This window comes from Hydrogenophaga sp. GW456-12-10-14-TSB4 (assembly GCF_059424305.1).
Map to the genome: position 1 here is coordinate 13,110 of NZ_JBWKZH010000062.1, position 21,615 is coordinate 34,724.

Here is a 21,615-nt window from a genome sequence, read left to right on the forward strand (position 1 = left end):
CAAGAATGGCAAAAATCAAAGTGATCGTGGTCGACGACTCGGCCCTGGTGCGCAGCCTGCTCACCGAAATCATCAACCGGCAAGCCGACATGACCTGCATCGGCGCGGCCAGCGACCCGCTGGTGGCGCGCGAGATGATCCGCGAACTCAACCCCGACGTGATCACGCTCGATGTGGAAATGCCGCGCATGGACGGCCTGGAGTTCCTGTCCCGCTTGATGCGCCTGCGCCCGATGCCGGTGGTGATGGTCTCCACCCTGACCGAACAGGGTGCCGAGATCACGCTGCGCGCGCTGGAGATGGGCGCGGTCGACTTCGTGGCCAAGCCGCGCATCGGCGTGAGCAGCGGCCTCAACGAGCTGGCCGGCGACATCGTCGACAAGATCCGCGTCGCCGCCAAGGCCCACGTGAAGCGCCTGGCAGCGGCCGCGCCCGGGACGGCCCCGGCCACCGCCAACGCGCCCGGCCAGAGCGCCGAACCGCCGCGTGCACCGCTGCCGCGCCTGTCGACCGAAAAGATCATCTGCATCGGCTCGTCCACCGGCGGCACCGAGGCCATCCGCGAGGTGCTGGTGCCCATGCCGGCCGACGCCCCCGCCATCGTGATCACCCAGCACATGCCGCCGGGTTTCACCACCAGTTTCGCCAACCGGCTCAACTCGCTGTGCCGCATCCGCGTGGCCGAAGCGCGGGACGGCGAGCGCATCCTGCCTGGCCACGCCTACATCGCCCCGGGCGGGCGCCATTTGCGCATCGACCGCAGCGGCTCCAACTACGTGGCCCGCCTCGAAGACACCGAGCCGGTCAACCGCCACCGCCCTTCGGTGGAGGTGCTGTTCAAGTCGGCGGCGCGCGTGCTTGGCCCCAATGCGTTGGGCATCATGCTCACCGGCATGGGTGGCGACGGCGCTGCCGCGATGCGCGAGATGAAGGACGCCGGCAGCTACAACTACGTGCAGGACGAGGCCAGCTGCGTGGTGTTCGGCATGCCGCGCATGGCCATCCAGCACGGCGCGGCGCACGAGGTGCTGCCGCTCAACCAGATCGCCAACGCGGTGCTGAACCGGCTCGCCAGCGCACCGGCCGGCGTGCGGCACCGGATCTGACCGTTCAGACGCGCTCGCTGAAGATGGCGCCGGCTTCCACCGGCGCCGGGCTGCCGTTGCCGTGTTCGTCGTAAGCCACCACCTCGGCCACGGTCGCGGCTTCGGGGCCCACGCCGTCACCCACCACATCCAGCACCTCGCCGCCCTCGGTGGTCTCGGGCATCACCGGCCAAGGCAGCGACTCCTGGGCCGATTTGGCTGCGCGCTCGGCCGGCAGTTTGCGCGGGATCATCGAGGCCGTCACCGCCGACAGGTCGGGTGCGGTATCGCTCTGGTTGCCCGGCACCTCCTGCCCTTTCGCGGATTCGATGCCCAGCGCGCGGTCCACCACGGCGGCACTGGCCTCCCACATGCGGGAGAGCACGTTCTGCAGGTGTTCCACCGCCTTCTTGTCCTGGGTCTGCCGCTGTTCCGCCACCTGGGCGGCTTCCTGCTGGGCCTGCCGCTGGGCCGCCATGTCCTGCGGTGCCGGCGCCCGGGGCGCCTCCTCGGTTGCGGTGGCCGGCGTGCGCGCCTGCGCGCCCGCGCGAGCGGGGGCCAGCGGCTGCGGGGTGGCAGCACGGCCCTCGCGGCCTTCGCGGCCGAAGCCCGACTGGGTCTGGCCCTCGTGGCCGCCAGCCTGCACAGGCTGCACCGCGGCAACCGGCGACACCGGCGCGACAGCAGCGGACGCTGGCGTGGGCCAGGACACGGCAGTGGTGCTCGAAATGTTCAGCATGGGCTTCCCCTCACGGCGGCCACCGGGCGAAACAGGCCCGGTGTTCTTGCCGGGTTTTCGACCCGTCTTCGGCGAACTTGAGAACTTTCTTCGCCTGCCCGCGCCGGGGGCCGACAGGCGGACGAACGGTCGGCCGGCCCGGTCAGACGCCGCCGGTCGGGTGCGTCGGGTCCACCCAGAGCACCTGCTCGGGTTTTTCCACCGGTTCGATATCCAGGTTGACCGCCACCGCCTGCCCGTCGCTGCGGCAGAGCACGCACTCCAGCACCTCGGTGGCGCTGGCGTTGATTTCCTGGTGCGGCACATAGGGCGGCACGTAGATGAAGTCACCCGGCCCGGCCTCGGCGATGAACTCCAGCCGCTCGCCCCAGCGCATGCGCGCCCGGCCGCGCACCACATAGATCACGCTCTCCAGCGGGCCGTGGTGGTGGGCGCCGGTCTTGGCGTCGGGGTGGATGGTGACCGTGCCGGCCCACAGCTTCTGCGCGCCCACGCGGGCGAAGTTGATGGCCGCCTTGCGGTCCATGCCCGGGGTGGAGGGCACGTTGCCGTCGAGCTGGTTGCCCGGCACCACGCGCACACCGTCGTGCTTCCAGGCCGATTCGTGCGCAGGATGGGGGTGATCGTGGTCATGGGGCATGGCGCGTCTCCGGATCGGGGGGCTTCAGTGTGCCAGCCGGCGCACCGGCGCGCACGGCGGGACAATATGGCCTGCCCCCGACCCCGGAGAACCGCCTTGCCCTTGCCCGACCCTGCGCCCCGCACCCCCATGCACACCCGACGCGTCACCTACCAGGGCTTCCGGCGCGACGACGGTCTGTGGGACGTCGAAGGCGAGCTGCACGACAGCAAACCCCACGACATCGAGATCCACGACGAAGGCCGCTGGGCCGCCGGCGAGCCCATCCACCACATGCGCCTGCGGGTCACCTTCGATGAAGGCATGGTGATCCGCGCCGTCGCGGTCGCCATGGACGCCTTCCCGCACGGCCCCTGCCCTCAGGCCATGCCCAACCTGCAGCGCATGGTGGGTGAAGTGCTCGGGCGCGGCTGGCGCCAGACCATTCAGCGTCACCTGGGCGACGTGCAGGGCTGTACCCATTTGCGCGAATTGCTGTTCAATCTCGCCACCGCGGCCTTCCAGACCTGCGCCGGCGCGGGCGCATTCGCCCCCAAGGGCGATGGCCGGCCGCCCGCGCACCTGGGTCAGTGCGTGGGCTGGGATTTCAACGGGCCGGTGGTGGAGCGGGTGTACCCGATGTTCTTTCGCTGGCAGCCGCCGGCCAAGCCTGCCACTGTCGACTGACCGCCGCGCGCGATCGCGGCGCGGCCACCTGGTTTGCATGAACGAGGAGCAGCGCGATGGCGAAGAAGACGTGGGTGCGTGCGGTGCTGGGCGGCGTCGGGGCGGTGGTCGCCCTGGCGGTCCTGGTGGCGGGGCTGGGCCTGTACCTGGCGCAACAGAAGATGCAGCGCCGGGTGGAGGTGCCGGTGCCGCCGGTGGCGCTGCGCGACGACGCGGCCTCGATCGAACGCGGCAAGTACCTCTACGCCTCGCGCGGCTGCGTGGACTGCCACGGCGCCAACGGCGCAGGCCGCCTGTTCCTGGACGACGGCAAGGGCATGCGCATCGCCGGCCCCAACATCACCACCGGCGCGCAAGGGGTGGTGACCGCCTACCAGCCACTGGACTGGGTCCGCAGCATCCGCCACGGCGTGAACCCGCAGGGCCGCCCCCTCATGGTGATGCCCAGCGAAGACTACAACCGCTTCACTGACAGCGACCTGGCGTCGCTCGTGGCTTATGTGCGCTCGCTGCCCCCCACCGCCGGCAACGCCGCCATCGTGGAACTGCCGCTGCCGGTGCGCGTGCTGTACGGCCTGGGCGCGATCCCCGATGCCGCGTCCCGCATCGACCACAAGCTCCCACCCCAGCAGCCGGTGCCTGAGGGCGTGACGGTCGAGCACGGTGCCTACGTGGCCAACATGTGCATCGGCTGCCACGGCGTCGGTCTGGCGGGTGGCAAGGTGCCCGGCGGCCCGCCGGACTGGCCCGCTGCCGCCAACCTGACGCCGGGCGAAGGCAGCGCGATGCCGCGTTACCCGGACGCCGCATCGATGACGAAGATGTTCCGCAGCGGGCAACGCCCGGACGGCCAGGCGGTGCAGGTCATGCCCTTCGAGTCGCTGCGGGCCATGAGCGATACCGATCTCAACGCGCTGTATCTCTACCTCAAGACCTTGCCGGCTCGGCCCAAGGGCTGAGTTTCTCCCCAGCCTTCACCTCGCCAGCGCCAGAGGCGATATTGGAGCGCAACGAACCGAGTGCCAACGAGGTCATCGGAGGCCAGGGGGAGCGGCGCAGCGAAGTAAAGGAGGAGGGACGGCGCAGCCGTCCCGGGGGACATGAGCGGAGCCGCTCTCCCTGGCCTCCGATGACCGGCCCCCTGTGATGCGCCCCAACCCCGCTCAAGCTTCGGCCCACACCGAAACCAGGAACGACGGTGGAGCCTCCGACTGGGTTACGCTGACCACCATGAAAGCCCCGCACGAACCCCGCCTCGCCCGCGTGGCCGCCATGGTGGCCGACCCGGCGCGCTCGCGCATGCTGTCCTACCTCATGAGCGGCGAGTTAGCCAGCGCGGGCGAACTCGCCAAGGCCGCCTCGGTGACCCCCGCCACCGCCAGCGGCCACCTCACCCGGCTGCTGGCGTCGCGCTTCGTGGTCTGCGAACCGCGCGGGCGCCACCGCTACTACCGGCTGGCCGACGCCGACGTGGCGCATGCCCTCGAAGCGCTCGCCCTGGTGGCCGAGCGCGACGTGCACGACCAGGCCTGGGCCCACCCCGAGCGCCAGCGCCTGCGCTACGCGCGCTGCTGCTACGGCCACCTGGCGGGGCGCCTGGGCATCCTGCTGCACGACGCGCTGCAAGCCCGGGAGGCGCTGACCGGTGACTACGCGCTCACCGAGGCCGGCCGCCGATGGCTGTCCGAACACCTGGAACTGCAGCCCGCACCGCCGCGCGCCAGCCGCCGCTTCGCCTACCCCTGTCTGGACTGGTCGGAACGGCGCGACCACCTGGCGGGACAGTTGGCCGACGACATCCTCCAGCACCTCACCCAGCGGGGCTGGCTGCAACGCGGCACCGGCCGGGCACTGGAGCTCACGCCCCGGGGCCAGCGCGAGCTGCTGCCCCGGCTGGAGCATGCGGCAGGCCGCCCGGCCTGAGCCGTCACACGGTCTCGAAGACCATCGGGTTGCGGCCGCTGCGGGTGAACTGCGCGCGCCGCGAGAGGTAAGTGACCGCGTCCAGAAAACCCTTGCAGCGCACGAAGCCGGCGGCCGGATCGGCCACCCCCACACTGGCGGGCAGGGCCTGGGTCCACCCCTCGAAGAGACCGGGATACGGCGCCAGCGCGTAGTACTTCTCCGTGGCGGTGCGCCAATCAAGAGGACCCACGCGTTCGAGCAGGTAGAGCAGCCAGGCTTCGGTCGGCGACATGCGGTAGAGCGTGAAGCTGACGTTCGGTGCGTGCGCCGGTGCGCAGGTGTAGCGCACGGCCTCCCGGGGTTCGGCCCGCGTGCCCGGCCCGTAGAACAAGGGTGGCGGGCGGGTGTCGACGACGGTGGCCGGGCCGCCTGCGGCATCGGCCATCGAGAGCCAGTTGGCGTAGATCTGCCGGCTGCGCACCTCCAGCCGAGCCCGCGCCGCGGCCACCAGGCCGAGGGCATCCGGGTGGTGGACCCAGGTCAGCTCGCCGTGCTGCGCCAGGTGTTGCTCGACCGCATGGCGATCGCGCAGCGCCGAAGCCGCCGGCAGACGGCAACGGAACACCGCCTGCGCGCCGTCGGCCGGGGGCGCCGGCGGCTCGGCGTCGCCGACCACCACGAAAAGCTGCAGGTCCACACCGGTGTCCAGCCGCACCCGGGCCACGGCTTCGTGCCCCCCAGCGTCGGCCAGCCATTGCACCGGCCCCATCATCTGGGCCCCCCATTGCACGTCTTCGTGTACGTTGATCAGGGCACGAACAATCGCCACCCGCTGCCGGTAAGGTGGCAACAGCAGAGGGCCGGCCTCGCCACGGGCCTGGAGGTGCTCGAACATCAGGCGGTGCAGCATGCGCGTCGCCGCCGTCTCGCATTCGGGCCGCTCCTGCGCGGCCTCGTGCGCGAAGTGCCATTCGTTGGCGGCCCCCTGGCGCGCCACCAGGGCGCTGCCGCACACCGGGCACGAACAGCCGCAGTCGGCTCCGCGCTCGACTTCGCCGATGAAGCGAAGCGCGCCGGAAGCATCGAGGGCGGCAAACAGGGGTGTCACGGTCGGAAGCGAAGGGCTTGAAAAGGCCCGCAAGGGGTGGGCAGACAGGCAAAGAGCCGACCAGGGCCGGCTCTTGGGTGGGGCGACGCCCGCGGCGTCAGTCGGGGACCGCGTCCTCGGGCACCTTCACCAGGGTCACGGGCACCGGCGAGCGCTGCACCATCTCCTGCGACACCGAGCCGAGCACGGCCGAGCGCAGGCCGCCGCCGCGCGTGCTCATGACGACGGCGTCGCAAGCGTGGCTCTCCAGGATCTCGGCCAGCTGGTGGGCCGGGTCGCCGCTGGCCACGACCGACTCGACCTGCAGACCCGCCGCGCTCAGCAAGGCCACGGCCGGGCGCACGAGGTCGCGCCCGGCGGCCTCGCTCACCTGCTGCAGCACCGCCGGGTCGTGCGCCACCACGAGTTCATAGAGATTGGCCGATTCCTGCACGTTGGCCACCACGAAGCGCGCCTTCAGGCCGGACCCCACGAGCCGCAACGCGTGGTGCACCGCCAGCAGGGCATGCGAGGAACCGTCGACGGGGATGAGGATTTTCAGCATGGTCTCTCCAGTCTCTTCAATAAGGCCGCTCATTGAGCGCACACCAGTACGACTCGATGTGCTCGGCCACTTCGATGAACTTGTTGAAGCTCACCGGTTTTTCAATGTACGAGCTCACCCCCAGATCGTAGGCGCACTTGAGGTCGCTGTCCTCCCGAGACGATGTCAATATCACCACCGGGATGCGGCGGAAGCGGGGATGGGCCTTGAGGTGCTCCAGCACCTCCAGCCCGTTGACGCGCGGCAGGTTGAGGTCCAGCAGGATCACGGCGGGCAAGGGCTCGCCCGCGTCCCAGCGGGGCATCCAGGCCAGGGCCTCCTCACCGTCACGGGCGACATGGATGGTGTGGGCGCGCTTCTTCTTGTTGAAGGCCCGCAGAGCGAGGTCCATGTCCATCGGGTTGTCCTCCACCAGCAGGATGGACGAACGGGGCGGGTGGATGGTCATGACGGGAACTCCAGGTAGAACGTGGCGCCCTCGCCCGGCGCGCTCTCGGCCCAGACCCGGCCGCCCATGCGCTGCACCGCCTTGGCCACCAGCGCCAGGCCCACGCCGGTGCCGGCGTAGTCCTCGGCGCGCTGCAGGCGCTGGAAGATGCCGAAGATGCGGTCGTGGTACTTCATGTCGAAACCCACGCCGTTGTCGCGCACCCAGAGGATGCGCCGCCCCGCCTCGCTGCGCGAGCCGATTTCCACCCGGGGTTGCGACCGGCTCTGGCTGAACTTGATGGCGTTGCCCACCAGGTTGCGCAGCACCACCGCCAGCCCTTCCCGGTCCAGCCGCATCGTCATGGGTTCCAGCTGCAGGCTCAGCGCGGTCCCGGCGGCAGCGATGTCGGCAGCGTGCCCCTCGATCACCAGGTCCAGCAGCGGGCGCAACTCCACCGCCTGGTGCTCCATGGGGCGGCGCTCCATGCGCGAGTAGTCCAGCAGGTCCGAGATCAGCGCCCCCATCTGCTGCACACCACGACGGATGCGGCCGATGAACTGCCGGCCTTCGTCGTTCAACTGATCGCCGTGTTCTTCCTGCAGCAGCTGGCTGTAGCCGTCGATGCCGCGCAGCGGGGCCTTCAGGTCGTGCGAGACGGTGTACGAAAACGCCTCGAGCTCGCGGTTGGCCACGCTGAGCTGCTCGGTGCGCTCGGCCACGCGCTGCTCCAGCCGGGCGTTGATGCGCTCGAGGTTCATCTGCGCCTGCTTGATCTGGGTGATGTCGAGCAAGGTGCCGCTGTAATGGTGGCCGGCATTCTCCGCCAGCACCCGGCACTCCACACCGCCGCGGAACCAGCGCTCGGGCCCGAGCGAAGGATGGCGGCGGAACTCGGCGTGCAGGCGGCCCCGGTTGCTCGGCAGGGCCTGCATGAAGCGCGCCACGCGATCCCGGTCCTCCGGGTGCAGGCAGTCCAGGTAGTCCTTGAGGGTGGGCGGCGGGCCCAGGGCCATGTCGCGACCAATGTTGCGGTACATCTGGCGCGACCACCAGATGTGCTTCGTGTGGGAGTCGTACAGCCAGCTGCCCAGGCCGGCCATGGCCTCGGCCTGCTCCAGCAAGCCTTTCTGGTCGCTCAGGGCCTGACTGGTCTGCAGGCGCTCGGTGATGTCCTGGATGATGGAGAACAGGTGCTTGAGCGCCCCGTCGGGCTCGCGCACCGCGCGCACGTGGATTTCAGTCTGCACGAAGCTGCCGTCCCGGCGCCGGAAACGCTTCTGCATCTGGTAGCTGTCGGTCAGGCCGGCCTTCATGCGATCGAGCAGCGCGAGGTTGCGCTCCAGATCGGGCGAGGGCGTCATCTCGGACCAGGTCACCCGCAACAACTCGTCGCGCGAGTAGCCCAGGATCTCGCACAGCCGGTCGTTGACCTGCAGCCAGTGCGTGCTCTGCGGCGAAGAGATCGCCATGCCGATCAAGGGCAGCTCGTAGAACAGGCGCTGGAACTCGGCCTGCTCGCGCTGCGCGATCTGCGCTTCCTTCTGCACGGTGATGTCCAGCAGCACGCCGCTGATGGCGGTCACCCCGCCCTGCGCGTTGCGCGTGAGGGCGCTGCGGTCGTCGATCCAGATCCAGCGGCCGTCGGCACAGCGCAGGCGGTATTCCTGGCGGTACTGGTCGGGGCCGTGGCGCAGGTAGTCATCGATCTCGGCGTTGACCTGGCCCACGTCGTCGGGGTGGATCAGGTCGTCGTAGGTCATGCGGCCCTGCAGCAGCGGCTCGGGCGCGTAGCCCCACTGGGCGATCGAGGGACTCACGTATCGGATGGGGCAGCCGACCACGTTGTCCCACTCGATCACCACCAGGGGCGAGCGGTCCACCACATCGTTCATGCGCTGCAGTTGCGCGTGGCTGGCCTGCAGGCGCTCGGCCATGCGGTCGGCGGCGGCCCCGATCAGCGCCAGCTCGTCCCGCCCTTGCAGCCCGGTGCGCGCCTGCAGCTGGCCCTCGCCCATGGTGGTCAGGGCGCGGGCCAGTTGCTCGGCGCGCCGGAACCAGACCCAGTGCAGCAGCAGCGCCAGCAGGAACACCAGCACCAGCAGCACCACGCCTTCGCGCAGCGCCTGCGCCCGCATGCCGGCAAAACGCACGGCCATGGGCTGGCTCAGATCGACCACGGTCAACAACTCGTTCCCCGGCTCCAGCGAAGCCCGGCCGAACAGCAGCGCCGACCCGGTCGGCCGGGCCACCTGCAGCGTGGCGCCGGCCATGGGCTCGGCAAACAGCGGCGTCACCCCCGCGAGCTCGGGGTACAGGCTCTGGAGATCGACGAAGGGCTGGCCGATGTCGGCGCGCATCAGCGACGCCAGCACCACCCCGCGGGCATCGATCAGGTAGGCGTGCCGGATGCCGCTGTACAGGCCCAGCCCGCCCACCAGCCGGCGCACCAGCAAGGTGTTGGCGTTGCCGGTCTCCACACTCAGCCGGCTTTGTTCGACACCCAGGCGTTCGCGCAGGCGCCGCGACTCGCTCTCGACCACCTGCTGATCGACCTCCTGCCACTCCAGGAACAGGTTGACGCCGGTGGTCATGAGGGCGAAGGCCGCCAGCAGGAGGGGCGCGAGCCAGCGCGCCGGAACGGAGAGCAGGCGGGCCACCGGTTTCATGGCATGGGCACCGCAGCCGCCGTGCGCAAGGCCGGCCTGGCGTCGATCAGCGCCGCCCAATCGGGTGCCGCGCGCAGCAGGCCCAGTTCCACCATCAGGCGGGAGACGCTGTCGCCGTGCTGAGCCAGCGGCGGCGGGAAGCCGGTGAGCATCGCCAGCGATTCCTCCGGCGTGTAGAAGCGCAAGCCCCGCTGCACCGCCTGGTACTGCGCGGGTGTCAGGTCGGCGCCGGGCGCCAGCGACGCGGCCGCGCCCGCCGGGTCCAGTCGCAGCAGATTGAGACCGCCGGCCCAGGCCAGCAGCAGCGCATCCACCGCCTCGGGCCGCTCGCGCAGCACCTGGCCGCGCACCACCAGCACGTCGACGATCTCGCCCGGCATCTGGCGGCTGTCGAAGATGGCCCGGTAACCCAGGGCCTGGATCGGGCCGTCGATCGGTGCGTAGCTCACCGCCGCGGCCACCCGGTCGCTCAGCAGCGCCGTCTTGTGCTGCGTCGCATCCAGGCGCAGCACGGTCACGTCCTCGCGCTGCAGCCGGGCCTTGCGCAACAGGCGTTCCAGCACCAGGGTGCCGACGGTGGCATCCTCCACCGCGATGTGCTCCCCGCGCAGCTTCTGCAGGCTGGTGATGCGGGGGGCGGCCACCACCACATCGGCGCCGACCGAGGTGTCGAGCAGAGCGACGATGCGCACATCGAACCCACTGTCGACCAGCCGCAGGGCCTCGTCCATGGTCATGCCGGCGGCGTCCAGCAGACCGTTGCGCAGGTGGCTCAGGGCCTCGGCGCTGGAAATGAGCTCCACCACCTTGACCTGCTTCTCGTCGGTCACGCCCCGGTCGCGCGCCAGCACCAGGGGGTCGTAGCCCACCCAGGTGTTGATGCCAACCACCAGCGGCGGCTGCGGGGGCTCACTGCAGGCCGCCATCAGCCCGGCCAGCGCGCCCACACACACCAGCCGACCCAGGGCCGCGCGCACGCGCAGCCGCCACGCGTGGACACCCCGTCCAGCGAGCCTCCCTTGGTGCCCTGAATTGCCTCGCATCCCGTCTGCCATGAAAACATTCTGTCATCATCAAGGGCTGTTTCGGGCGCCCCCTCGGCCACGACAGGCCGCAAAGCTGAACTTTTGCCCGCTTTGTCACCCCCATTGCGCATGATCGACCTCCAAGGGAGCTGACCCATGGCACGCCGGCGCGCCACTTCGGTCTGGGTCAAGGCCTTCAACCGCAACCTGCGCGCGATGACGCGCGCGGCCACCCAACGCCCCAGCACACCGCGTGCGGCGCGCGCCAAAGCGGTGCGCGGCGTGGCCACCGGCCCGGGCGACTGGCTCCCCGGCCTGGCCCTCGGCCCGGGCGGCGCGCGCCGGTTCCGCCTCTACCGCCCGCCCGACCTGTCACCGGACGAGCGGATACCGCTGCTGGTCATGCTGCATGGCTGCGGCCAGGACAGCGCGGGCTTCGCGGCCAGCACGCGCATGAACGCCCTGGCGCGCCGCGAGCGCTTTCTGGTGCTCTACCCCGAGCAGGACCGCCTGGCCAACGCCCAGCGTTGCTGGAACTGGTACGAGACACGTCACGGGCGCGCCCAGGCCGAGGCGGCGCTCATCCTCGCGGCGATCGACCAGGTCGTCCTGCTATACCCGGCGGACCCCGCGCGCGTCGCGCTGGCCGGCCTCTCGGCCGGCGCGGGCATGGCCGCGTTGCTCGCCACGCACCACCCGACGCGATTCCAGGCCGTGGTGATGCACTCGGGCGTGGCGCCCGGCGTGGCCGACTCCACGGCCACCGCACTCGCCGCCATGCGCGGGCGCCGGGTGCCGGCGGCGGGCGGCGAGACGTCCGCCGACCCCGCGGCCGAGCCATGGCCGCCTCTGCTGGTGATCCAGGGCGGCAGCGACCTCGTGGTCTCGCCTGGCAACGGTGCGGCCGTCGCGCACCTGTGGGCCGAGCGCCTGGGCGCCAGCGCCGGCACACCCCGAGAGCTGCGGCGCGGCCAGCGCCACCCGATGACGGTGACCGACTTCAAGCACCGGGGCCGCGCCCTGGTCAGTCTGGTGCAAGTGCCACGGCTGGGACACGCCTGGAGCGGTGGCACGGCCAGCCAGCCCTACAGCGACGCCCGGGGCCCCGACGCCTCGCGCATGGCCTGGGCCTTCATCTCTCGCCAATTCCGCCGAACGCCCGGAATGGGAAGGCCTGTGAAACCTGCCACACTGGACCGATGACAAAACACACCCGGACCACCCCCAAGGCCGTCGCCAAGGCCCCGGCCACCGCCACCGCCCCCGTGCTGGTGGACCCGCTGTTCCTGGCCGCGCCCCAGGTCTCCACCTTCGTGGGCACGCAGCCGCTGACCAACGCCAGCGGCTTCTTCTTCGAGCGCGATGCGCGCCTGTACCTCGTCACCAGCCGCCACGTGCTGATCGACGAAGCCACCGACCACCGCCCTGACCGCATCGAGATCGGCCTGCACATGGACGCCGTCAACCTCACGGTTTCCACCGGCTTCTCGGTGCCGCTGTACGTGGACGGCCTCGCGGTGTGGCACCAGGGCGAAGACAGCGGCGGCGAGATCGACGTGGCGGTGATCGAACTCGACCGCAGCGCCTTCCCCACCGAGGCCGTGGTGCGCGCCTTCACACCGGCCCACCTGCAGACCGCCTTTGACGCCGTGCCGGCCGACACCTCGCTGATGGTCGTGGGGTTTCCGCTCGGCTTCCACGACGTGGTGCACCACCTGCCGGTGCTGCGCCACGCGGCCATCGCCTCGCCCTTCGGCATCCGTTTCCAGGCCCAAGGCTTTTTCCTGACCGACGCGCGCACCCACCGGGGCACCAGCGGCGCGGCTGTGGTGATGCGCGACACCCGGCCCACCCCCGAGACCGCCGCCCTGCCCTGGAAACTGCTGGGCGTGCACTCCTCGCGCATGGACATGGGCAACCGCGACCTCGTGCTCGACGAATCGCTCGGCCTGAACTGCGCCTGGTACGCCGACATCCTGCTCACCCTGACCGAACCCGCCGCCACCGAATGAACCCGCCGCTTCCCGTCCGCCCCGCCGTCCTGGCCAGCCCCGACTACCCCTTCTCCGCCGTCACGGCCCCCATCAAACTCGACCAGAACGAGTCCTTCGCCGACTTCCCCACCGAGCTGAAAGAGCTCGCGCTGGAGCGCCTGCGGCACCTGCCGTGGCACCGCTACACCGACCTCAACGCCGAAGCCCTGTGCGAGGCCATGGCGCGGCACGAAGGCTGGTCACCCGAAGGCACCGTCGTCACCACCGGCAGCAATGTGCTGATCGCGCTGCTGATCCAGCTCAGCGCGCTGGGCGGCGGCCGGGTCGTCACCGTCAAGCCCAACTTCGCGCTCTACGGGCTGGACGCAGGGCTGCTCGGCGCCACGCTGACCGAGGTGCCGCTGCGCGAGGACCAGTCGATCGACATCGACGCGGTGATCGCCGCGCTGGGCCCCGACGCCGGGCCCACGCCCCGCGGCGTGATCTACCTGCCGCGCCCGCACGCACCCACCGGCTCGCTGTGCGGGCTCGACGAGCTGGAGCGGCTCGCGCAGGCCAGCCACGGCTGGCTGCTGGTCATCGACGAGGCCTACCACCACTTCACCGAGCACGACGCGCGCGAACTCGCGCGCCGCCACCCGCACGTGGTGCTGCTGCGCACGCTCTCCAAGGCCTGGGGCCTGGCCGGCCTGCGCATGGGCTACGCGCTGGCGTCCGACGAGGTGGCGCGCCAGCTGCGCAAGCTCGTGCCGCCGTTCGGCGTGTCGGTGCTGCAGACCGTGTGCGCACAGGTCGCGCTGGAGCACGCCGGCTACGTGAAGGAACGCGTGGCGCAAACCCGGCGCGAACGCGAACGCCTGTTCACCGCGCTGCAAGGCCACCCCAGCTGGCGGCCCCTGCCTTCGCACGCCAACTTTCTGCTGGTGCGCACACCCGACGCGGCCCAGGCCCACGCGCAACTGCTCGCGGGCGGCGTGCTGGTGCGCCGGCAGGACCGCCTGCACGGCCTGCAAGGCTGCTTCCGCGTGACCGTGGGCACGCCGCAGGAGAACGATGCGTTTCTGCGCGCGGCGGGGCTCGCGGCGTAGCGACAGACCACCCATTCAAGTTCGCTCGAACGGCGCCAGCGCGCTGAGCTGCTCCCACAGGTAGACGCAGGACGGCGGCCAGGCGAACGCCCGCCGCACGGTGATGCCGATGCGGCGGTCCACCTCTTGCAACGTCACCGGCACGCGCACCAGCGCGCCGCTCTCCAGGTCTTCCTGGATCTGCAGCGGCGACATCAGCGCGATGTGGTCGCTCTTCATCAGCAGCGCGCGCACCAGCGGCGGGCTGTTGGCGTGGAACGAGGCCTGCGGCAAGGACAGCCCGGCGGCGCGGAAGGCGCGCTCGAAAGCGGCATGGGCCGGTGTGTTCTCCAGCGGCGCGATCCAGGCCTGTGGGTGCAGCTGGCGCAGAGACCGCTGGCGCCCCACCGAGACCAGCGCGTGGCCACGGCGCACCACCGCGATCAGCGATTCCCGGAACAGCTCGCGCTCCTCCAGCTCGGGTGCCACGAGCTCGCCGCGCAAGGGGCCGAGGATCATGTCCAGGTCGCCGGTCTTGAGCTGCCGGGCCATGGCCTCGTAGGTGCCGTCGCTCACGGTCACCACCACTTTCGGCATGCGTTGCAACAACCCGGCCAGGGCCTGCGGCGCCAGCGAGGTGCTGGCCATGGGCAGCACGCCCAGGTGCAGCCGCCCCGTGGCCTCACCCCGGTAGGCGGACATCTGCTCCTCCAGCACGCGCAGGATGCTGAGCACGCGCTTGACCGGTCCCAGCACGCGCTGGCCGTCGCGCGTGAGGCGCAGGCCGCGCTGGGTGCGCTGCATCAGCGGCCGGCCGTAGGCCCGGTGCAGGGAGCGCAGCTGCTGGCTGACCGCCGGCTGCGACAGGCCCAGCGTGCGCGCGGCCAGCGTTTCGTTGGCGAGCTCGGCGCAAGCGACAAAGCAGCGCAGCATGGGCACCGTGAGCACGCGAAACAGGCTCTCCACCTGCCGGCGCAGAGGCTCCTGACGCGGCTCCGGCGGCGCGCCGTCGGCCACGCTGAGCACCAGCTCGGCGCGCATGGCGGCACAGCCGCGCACCACGGCCAACCCGGGTGTCGTGCACACCATGCCCCGGGTGCCGCGCTCGAACAGGCTCACCTGCAAGGCCTGTTCGGCCTGTTGAATGGTGCGCGACACGGTCGAGGTGGACACGTGCAGGAGCAGCGCCGCCGCGGCGGCGCTGCCGCCTTCGTGGGTGGCTTCGACGGTGCGCAGCGCGCGCAAGCGGGTTCGTATATCGTCTTGTCCGTTCATGCTGTCATAAGCAGATTGCAATCCTGGTCAAGCATATTGCAGTTGCGGCAACCGGTGCCAGCCGGGACACTGGACGGCGTTCCAACCCGTTCTCCTATAAACAGAATCTCATGACTTTTTCCCTCTCCCGGATCACCCGCCGCCAACTCGTGCTGGGCGCCGCCGCCGGCCTCGCCGTTGGCCACGTGCAGGCTCAGGCGCAACTGCCGAAAACCGTCAAACTGGTCGTGCCGTTCCCGCCGGGCGGCTCCACCGACATCCTGGGGCGCGCGATCGGCGCGCGGCTGGCCACGCAGCTCGGCATCACGGTGGTGATCGAGAACAAGGGCGGCGCGGCGGGCTCGGTGGGCGCCGGCGAGGTCGCGCGCATGGCACCGGACGGCGCCACGATCATGATGGGCCACATCGGCACGCTGGCGATCAACCCCTCGATCTACCCCAAGCTGCCCTACGACCCGGTCAAGAGCTTCGCCCCGCTGGCGCTGGTGGCCCGCGTGCCCAACGTGCTGGTGGTCAACGAGAAGTTTCCGGCCACCGACTTCAAGGCCTTCATCGCCAAGGCCAAGGCCGAACCCGGCCGACTGAACTACTCGTCGGGTGGCAACGGCAGCGCGGCCCACATCACCTTCGAGTACCTCAAGCAGGAAGCGGGCATCTTCATGCCGCACATCCCGTACCGGGGCGCGGCGCCGGCGGTGAGCGACGTGCTGGGCGGTCAGGTGGAAGCGATCTTCACCGGCTCGCCGGCCCTGATCGCGCACATCCGCAGTGGCCGGCTGCGGCCATTGGCGGTGTCCAGCCCGCAGCGCATGCCGGCCCTGCCCGACGTGCCCACCGTCGCCGAGAGCGGCTACCCCGGCTTCGATGCCGACCAGTGGTACGGCATCGTCGCCCCGGCCGGCATGGCCGCGCCGCTGGTCGCGCTCTACAACAGCGAGATCAACAAGGCGCTCACCTCGCCCGAGGTGGCTCGCGCCCTGGCGATCGAAGGCGCTGTGCCCACACCCACCACGCCGCAGGCCTTCGCGCAGCTGATCGCCCGCGAGATCCCCCGCTGGGCCAAGGTGATCCAGCGCGGCAACGTGAAAGCGGACTGACCATGACCACCTCCACCCGGCGCGATTTCCTCCTGTGGGGTGCGGTGAGTTCCACCGCGCTCGCCTTCGGATCGGCCTGGTCCCAGGGCGCCAGCAACCTGGGCACGGCCCCGCTGCCGGCGCAAGGCTGGCGGCGGTTCTCGCTCGGCTCGGCCGACGTGATCGCCCTGAACGACGGCGTGGTGCGCCGCCCGCTGGGTGAGGAATTCGTGCGCAACGCGCCGCTGGAGCAGGTGAAGGCCGTGCTGGCTTCGCAGCAACTGCCCACCGAGTACATCGATGTGCCGTACAACGCCTTCCTGCTGATCGTGGGCGGCAAGCGCTGCCTCATCGACACGGGCTTCGCCGACAACGGACCGGCCAACACCGGCCGCCTGCTGGACAACCTGCGCGGCGCCGGCCTGGGCCCGGCGGACATCGACACGGTGTTGCTGAGCCACCTGCACGGCGACCACGTGAGCGGCCTGCGCCGCAAGGACGGCAGCCTGGTGTACCCCAATGCCACCGTGTGGGTGCCCACGCCGGAGTTCGACTTCTGGATGGATGCGAAACGCCTGGAAGCGGCGCCGCCGGCGGCCAAGGCGGGTTTCGTGAACGCGCGCCGCGTGCTCGACGGCTACCCGGCCGACAAGCTGCAGCGCTTCACGCCCGGGGACCGGTTGCTGGGTGCGGTGGACAGCATCGCTGCGTATGGCCATTCACCGGGGCACACGCTGTTCTCGCTGCGCGGCTCGAGCGCCAGCTTCACCTACCTGGCCGACGCGGCGCACTACCCCGCGCTGTTCACCCGCAACCCGGACTGGCAAGTGCAATTCGACATGGACCCCGAACTGGCCCGCGCCTCGCGCCGCGCCGCCCTGGCGCGCGCGGCGGCCGACCAGGGCATCGTGGGCGGGTACCACTTCCCATTCCCGGCCTTCGGCCGCATCCAGGCCGAAGGCAGCGGCTACGCCTTCGCGTCGGCGTAGCGCACCCGGGAGCGGCTTCAGCCCTTGGCCACCTCGTGGTTGGCCATCAGCTCCAGCGCCTTCACCAGGGCAGAGTGATCCAGATCTGCCATGCCGTTGGCGGCGCAGGCGCCCATCAGCTGGGCGGCGCTGGCGGTCTGCGGCAGGCCCACACCCAGTTCCTTCGCACCCTGCAACGCGAGGTTCAAGTCCTTCTGGTGCAGCTTGATGCGGAAGCCCGGGTTGAAGGTGCGCTTGATCATGCGCTCGCCGTGCACCTCGAGGATGCGGCTGGCCGCGAAGCCGCCCATCAGCGCCTGGCGCACCTTGGCCGGGTCGGCGCCAGCCTTGCTCGCGAACACCAGGGCCTCGCTCACGGCCGCGATGTTGAGCGCCACGATGATCTGGTTGGCCACCTTGGTGGTCTGGCCGTCGCCGTTGCCGCCAACGAGCGTGATGTTCTTGCCCATCAGCTCCAGCAGCGGGCGCACGCGCTCGAACACCGCCTCGTCACCGCCGCACATGATGGTGAGCGAGCCGGCCTTGGCGCCGACCTCGCCACCCGAGACCGGGGCATCGACGTAGTCACAGCCCAGCGCGTTGATCTTCTTGGCGAACTCCTTGGTGGCCATGGGCGAGATCGAGCTCATGTCGACCACCACCTTGCCCTTGCTCAGGCCCTGCGCCACGCCGTTCTCGCCGAACAGCACAGTTTCCACATCGGGCGTGTCCGGCACCATGGTGAAGATCACCTCGGCCTCTTTCGCCACGGCGGCGGCGTTCTCGCAGCGCACGCCACCGGCGGCCTGGATGGCTTCGGGCACCTGGCTGCGCGTGTGCACGTACAGCGAGTGGCCGGCGTTGACGAGGTGCAGGGCCATGGGCGTGCCCATGATGCCCAGGCCGATGAATCCGATCTTCATGAGGGGCTCTTTCTGGCAATAGGTTGAGATAGGTTGAGAAAAGGGGGTCAGTAGCCGTCGGGCGTGGCCTTGGGCTGCGAGGCGCGCAGTTTCGAGAGCACCTGCTGCGAGCCGGCGGCCATGAGGCGCGCGTCGGAGCTGATGGTGACGAACTGGAAGCCCATGGCGATGCGGCGCGCGGCCGCTTCGGGCGAACCGTTGTGGATGCCGGCCACCAGGCCGTGCGCCTTGGCGCGCGCCAGGATGTGCTCCACGGCGGCGGCGGCCTTGGGGTCGAGGTCGTCGAAGGTGGGGTTGCAGCCGAGTGCGAGCGAGAGGTCGGACGGGCCGATGTAGATCGCGTCCAGCCCCGGCGTGGAGAGGATTTCCTCCAGGTTGTCGAGCGCCTGCGCGGTCTCGATCATGGCGAAGGTGACGATGGTGTCGTTCGCGTGCTTCGGGTAATCGGCGCCGCCGTAGAGCAGCGCGCGCACCGGGCCGAAGCTGCGCGTGCCGCGCGGCGCGTAGTGGGTGTAAGCCACCAGCTTCTCGGCATCTGCACGGCTGTTGACCATGGGGCAGATGACGGCGTAGGCACCGGCGTCCAGGGTCTTCATGAGGATGCCGGGCTCCAGCCAGGGCACGCGCACCACCGGCACGGTGTCGGTGGTGGAGATGGCCTGCAGCATGGTCACCATGGCCTGGTAGTCCACCACGCCGTGCTGCAGGTCGATGGTGAGTGAGTCCCAGCCCTGGTGCGCCATGGTCTCGGCGGAAAAGCTGTTGGGAATGGCCAGCCAGCCGTTGGCCACGGCGCCGCCACGGGCCCAGATTTCACGCAGACGGTTGGGTCTCATCGGGTTCCTTCTTCTTGCAATGGGTCGGGGGATTGTCAGCGGTCCAGCGCGGGGCGCTTGGGGTCGAAGCGCCAGTTCGGGATCAGGAACTGCATGGCGATCGCGTCGTCGCGCGCGCCCAGGCCGTGTTCCATGTAGAGCCGGTGCGCCTTCTCCACCTCGGCCATGTCGAGCTCGATGCCCAGGCCGGGTTTCTTCGGCACCTGCACGTGGCCACCCACGATCTGCAGCGGCTCCTTCGTGAGGCGCTGGCCGTCCTGCCAGATCCAGTGCGTGTCGATCGCGGTGACCTTGCCGGGCGCGGCCGCGCCCACGTGGGTGAACATCGCGAGCGAGATGTCGAAGTGGTTGTTGGAGTGCGAGCCCCAGGTCAGGCCCCAGTCGCGGCAGGTCTGCGCCACGCGCACGCTGCCGGCCATGGTCCAGAAATGCGGGTCGGCCAGCGGGATGTCGACCGATTGCAGCGAGAGCGCATGCACCATCTGCCGCCAGTCGGTGGCGATCATGTTGGTGGCCGTGGGCAGGCCGGTGGCACGGCGGAACTCGGCCATCACCTCGCGGCCCGAGAAGCCTTCTTCCGCGCCGCAGGGGTCTTCGGCGTAAGCGACCACGCCGCGCATGCGCTGGCCCAGGCGAATCGCGTCTTTCAGCAGCCAGCCACCATTGGGGTCGAGGGTGACGCGGGCATCGGGAAAGCGCTCGTGCAGCGCGATCACGGCGTCGACTTCTTCGTCGCCGCGCAGCACGCCGCCCTTGAGCTTGAAGTCGTTGAAGCCGTAGCGCTCGCGCGCGGCCTCGGCCAGGCGCACCACGGCCTCGGGCGTCATCGCGGTCTCGTGCCGCAGCCGGCTCCAGGCGTTGTCGGCGTCGGGCTCGCTGGCGTACGGCAGGTTGGTTTTTTTCCGGTCGCCGACGAAGAAGAGGTAGCCCAGCATCTCCACCGCGTCGCGCTGCTGGCCTTCACCGAGCAGCGCGGCCACGGGCACCTCCAGGTGCTGGCCCAGCAGGTCCAGCAGGGCCGACTCCACCGCCGTCACGGCGTGGATGGTGGTGCGCAGGTCGAAGGTCTGCAGCCCGCGCCCGCCCGCGTCGCGGTCGGCGAAGCGGGTCTGCAGCTGCTGCAGCACCTTCTGGTGCGCCCCCAGGGGCTGGCCCACCACCAGTTCCCGCGCGTCCTCCAGCGTCTGGCGGATCTTCTCGCCGCCGGGCACCTCGCCCACGCCGGTGCGCCCGGCGCTGTCGGTGAGGATGAGGATGTTGCGCGTGAAGAACGGCGCGTGCGCGCCGCTCAGGTTGAGCAGCATGCCGTCGCGGCCCGCGACGGGAATGACGCGCAGCTCGGTGACGCGGGGGGTGGTGGACACGGTGACGGGGTTCAGCATGAAAGGATCAGTCGGCCTTGATGTTGCGGGTCTCGATCAGTTTTTTCCAGCGCGCGAACTCGCTGGCCTGGAAGGCGGTGAACTGTTCGGGCGTGTTGGCCACGATCTCGAAGCCCAGCTCCAGCAGCTTGGGCTTGATGACGGGGTCGTTGAGCGCGTCCTTGATGGCGGCCTGCAGCTTGTTCTTCAGATCGGCCGGCATGCCCTTGGGGCCGGAGACGGCCTGCCAGGAGTACACGTTGGCGTCCTTGATGCCGAGTTCCTGCAGCGTGGGCACGTCGGGCAGCAGGGGCGAGCGCTGGGCGCTGGTGATGGAGAGCGCGCGCAGCTTGCCGGCCTTGATCTGCGGCATGGCGGTGTTGATGTTCATGAAGGACGAGTCCACCTGGTTGCCCAGCAGGTCGGTCATCACGGGGCCGCCGCCTTTGTAGGGCACGTGCACGCCGGTGGTGTTGGTCTGCTGCCAGTAGAGCTCGGCGGTGAGGTGGTCGCTGCTGCCGTTGCCGGACGAGGCGAAGGTCATCTTGCCGGGGTTGGCTTTCTGGAACGCCATGACGTCGGCCATGCTTTTGTGCGGCGAGGCGGCGGGCACGACGAGCACGTTGGGCGCCTGCACGGCGACGGTGATGTAGTCCATGTCCTTGGTGGCGTCGTACGGGACCTTGGTGAGATGGGGCGCGATGACGTAGGGGCCGAGGGAGGCGACGAGCAGGGTGTAGCCGTCGGGGGCGGAGCGCACGACCTGCGCGGCGCCGATGGTGCCGGTGGCGCCAGCCTTGTTGTCCACCACGAAGGTGCCGCCGAATTTTTCCTGCAGTTTGGGTTGCAGGGTGCGGGCGATCAGGTCGGTGGAGCCGCCGGGGGGGAAGGGCACGATGATGGTGACCGGTTTTTCCGGCCAGGCCATGGCAGCGGTCAGGGTCATGGACGCGCCGAGTGCGCACAGCAGTTTCTTCATGGTGTCTTGTCTCCTGTCGTTGGGAATCTTGCGGCAAGGGACTCCGATTTGGTACCGGTACCAAATGGAGGTGATGCGGATGGTACCGGTACCAAATTTGGGCGTCAACGTGTTTTTTTGGTTGAGCTTTTGGGTGGGGATTGGCTCTGCTTAGACCTCGCGGGCTCGGGAGCGCCCGGCGCTCTGCTCCGCGGGTGTCCCCCGGCCCGGCTGCGCCGGCCCTCCTCCTTTACCCCGCTGCGCAGAACGCCGGGCACTCCCGAGCCAGAAGTGATCTTGGTGCGCTCACGGACCGAGTGCCAAGAGGTCGTCGAGGGTGGGGGTGGCC

Annotated in this window: 21 protein-coding genes; 9 read left to right on the forward strand and 12 right to left on the reverse strand. The window is 70.1% G+C overall.

Annotated elements, in window-relative coordinates:
- Nucleotides 1-5: 5 nt before the first annotated feature.
- Complete coding sequence (locus AC07ZS_RS23635; protein WP_494800973.1) at nt 6-1,106, forward strand: protein-glutamate methylesterase/protein-glutamine glutaminase; 1,101 nt, start codon at nt 6-8, stop codon at nt 1,104-1,106.
- Nucleotides 1,107-1,110: 4 nt separating this feature from the next.
- Here AC07ZS_RS23635 and AC07ZS_RS23640 read toward each other — a convergent pair whose 3' ends face one another.
- Nucleotides 1,111-1,824, reverse strand: a complete 714-nt coding sequence (locus AC07ZS_RS23640; RefSeq protein ID WP_494800974.1) for a hypothetical protein — start codon at nt 1,822-1,824, stop codon at nt 1,111-1,113.
- A gap of 142 nt (nt 1,825-1,966) precedes the next feature.
- Nucleotides 1,967-2,464, reverse strand: a complete 498-nt coding sequence (locus AC07ZS_RS23645) for a cupin domain-containing protein (RefSeq protein WP_494800975.1) — start codon at nt 2,462-2,464, stop codon at nt 1,967-1,969.
- Between the two features lie 96 nt (nt 2,465-2,560).
- Between AC07ZS_RS23645 and AC07ZS_RS23650 the strand changes: the two genes are divergently transcribed.
- The 3 genes from AC07ZS_RS23650 to AC07ZS_RS23660 all read left to right on the forward strand — a co-directional run bounded on the left by AC07ZS_RS23650 (nt 2,561) and on the right by AC07ZS_RS23660 (nt 5,053).
- A complete protein-coding gene (locus tag AC07ZS_RS23650) occupies nt 2,561-3,130 on the forward strand; it encodes a DUF2889 domain-containing protein (RefSeq protein WP_494800976.1) in 570 nt (189 codons plus the stop codon).
- A gap of 56 nt (nt 3,131-3,186) precedes the next feature.
- Entirely contained in the window at nt 3,187-4,089 is a 903-nt protein-coding gene (locus tag AC07ZS_RS23655; RefSeq protein ID WP_494800977.1) for a c-type cytochrome, read from the forward strand.
- A gap of 271 nt (nt 4,090-4,360) precedes the next feature.
- On the forward strand, nt 4,361-5,053 hold the full coding sequence (locus AC07ZS_RS23660) for an ArsR/SmtB family transcription factor (protein WP_494800978.1): 693 nt from the start codon (nt 4,361-4,363) through the stop codon (nt 5,051-5,053).
- A gap of 4 nt (nt 5,054-5,057) precedes the next feature.
- On the opposite strand, the gene AC07ZS_RS23665 is transcribed toward AC07ZS_RS23660, so the two are convergent.
- From AC07ZS_RS23665 to AC07ZS_RS23685, 5 genes are all read right to left on the reverse strand, one after another.
- Entirely contained in the window at nt 5,058-6,143 is a 1,086-nt protein-coding gene (locus tag AC07ZS_RS23665) for a competence protein CoiA family protein (protein WP_494800979.1), read from the reverse strand.
- A 97-nt stretch (nt 6,144-6,240) separates the two neighbouring features.
- Nucleotides 6,241-6,687, reverse strand: coding sequence for a universal stress protein (locus tag AC07ZS_RS23670; protein WP_494800980.1), 447 nt, complete (start codon nt 6,685-6,687; stop codon nt 6,241-6,243).
- A gap of 16 nt (nt 6,688-6,703) precedes the next feature.
- Entirely contained in the window at nt 6,704-7,135 is a 432-nt protein-coding gene (locus AC07ZS_RS23675; protein WP_494800981.1) for a response regulator, read from the reverse strand.
- Nucleotides 7,132-9,783, reverse strand: coding sequence for a PAS domain S-box protein (locus tag AC07ZS_RS23680; protein ID WP_494800982.1), 2,652 nt, complete (start codon nt 9,781-9,783; stop codon nt 7,132-7,134). Before AC07ZS_RS23680 ends, AC07ZS_RS23675 begins: the two co-directional genes overlap by 4 nt.
- A complete protein-coding gene (locus tag AC07ZS_RS23685) occupies nt 9,780-10,760 on the reverse strand; it encodes an ABC transporter substrate-binding protein (protein ID WP_494800983.1) in 981 nt (326 codons plus the stop codon). Before AC07ZS_RS23685 ends, AC07ZS_RS23680 begins: the two co-directional genes overlap by 4 nt.
- Nucleotides 10,761-10,964: 204 nt before the next feature.
- Here AC07ZS_RS23685 and AC07ZS_RS23690 point away from each other — a divergent pair, with 204 nt between their 5' ends.
- From AC07ZS_RS23690 to AC07ZS_RS23700, 3 genes are read left to right on the forward strand one after another with little or no spacing between them, the layout of a single operon-like run.
- Nucleotides 10,965-12,011: an extracellular catalytic domain type 1 short-chain-length polyhydroxyalkanoate depolymerase gene (locus tag AC07ZS_RS23690; protein ID WP_494800984.1), complete on the forward strand. Its 1,047-nt coding sequence runs from the start codon at nt 10,965-10,967 to the stop codon at nt 12,009-12,011.
- A complete protein-coding gene (locus tag AC07ZS_RS23695) occupies nt 12,008-12,820 on the forward strand; it encodes a trypsin-like peptidase domain-containing protein (RefSeq protein ID WP_494800985.1) in 813 nt (270 codons plus the stop codon). The genes AC07ZS_RS23690 and AC07ZS_RS23695 overlap by 4 nt, the downstream gene beginning before the upstream one ends.
- Nucleotides 12,817-13,890 carry a pyridoxal phosphate-dependent aminotransferase gene (locus AC07ZS_RS23700; protein WP_494800986.1) on the forward strand — a complete coding sequence of 358 codons (1,074 nt, stop codon included), beginning with the start codon at nt 12,817-12,819 and terminating at the stop codon, nt 13,888-13,890. The genes AC07ZS_RS23695 and AC07ZS_RS23700 overlap by 4 nt, the downstream gene beginning before the upstream one ends.
- 15 nt (nt 13,891-13,905) lie before the next feature.
- Here AC07ZS_RS23700 and AC07ZS_RS23705 read toward each other — a convergent pair whose 3' ends face one another.
- Nucleotides 13,906-15,144: a LysR family transcriptional regulator gene (locus AC07ZS_RS23705; protein ID WP_494800987.1), complete on the reverse strand. Its 1,239-nt coding sequence runs from the start codon at nt 15,142-15,144 to the stop codon at nt 13,906-13,908.
- 110 nt (nt 15,145-15,254) lie between these two features.
- Between AC07ZS_RS23705 and AC07ZS_RS23710 the strand changes: the two genes are divergently transcribed.
- Nucleotides 15,255-16,241 (forward strand): Bug family tripartite tricarboxylate transporter substrate binding protein, encoded by a 987-nt coding sequence (locus tag AC07ZS_RS23710; RefSeq protein ID WP_494800988.1) that lies wholly within the window; start codon nt 15,255-15,257, stop codon nt 16,239-16,241.
- A gap of 2 nt (nt 16,242-16,243) precedes the next feature.
- Nucleotides 16,244-17,209: an MBL fold metallo-hydrolase gene (locus AC07ZS_RS23715; RefSeq protein ID WP_494800989.1), complete on the forward strand. Its 966-nt coding sequence runs from the start codon at nt 16,244-16,246 to the stop codon at nt 17,207-17,209.
- Nucleotides 17,210-17,226: 17 nt separating this feature from the next.
- Here the strand turns inward: AC07ZS_RS23715 and glxR are convergent, their stop codons facing one another.
- From glxR to AC07ZS_RS23735, 4 genes are read right to left on the reverse strand one after another with little or no spacing between them, the layout of a single operon-like run.
- Nucleotides 17,227-18,111, reverse strand: coding sequence for a 2-hydroxy-3-oxopropionate reductase (gene glxR / locus AC07ZS_RS23720; protein WP_494800990.1), 885 nt, complete (start codon nt 18,109-18,111; stop codon nt 17,227-17,229).
- Nucleotides 18,112-18,158: 47 nt separating this feature from the next.
- Nucleotides 18,159-18,947 (reverse strand): HpcH/HpaI aldolase family protein, encoded by a 789-nt coding sequence (locus tag AC07ZS_RS23725; RefSeq protein WP_494800991.1) that lies wholly within the window; start codon nt 18,945-18,947, stop codon nt 18,159-18,161.
- Nucleotides 18,948-18,982: 35 nt separating this feature from the next.
- Nucleotides 18,983-20,329, reverse strand: coding sequence for a glucarate dehydratase (gene gudD, locus AC07ZS_RS23730; RefSeq protein WP_494800992.1), 1,347 nt, complete (start codon nt 20,327-20,329; stop codon nt 18,983-18,985).
- 7 nt (nt 20,330-20,336) lie between these two features.
- Nucleotides 20,337-21,287, reverse strand: coding sequence for a Bug family tripartite tricarboxylate transporter substrate binding protein (locus AC07ZS_RS23735; protein WP_494800993.1), 951 nt, complete (start codon nt 21,285-21,287; stop codon nt 20,337-20,339).
- Between the last annotated feature and the right edge of the window lie 328 nt (nt 21,288-21,615).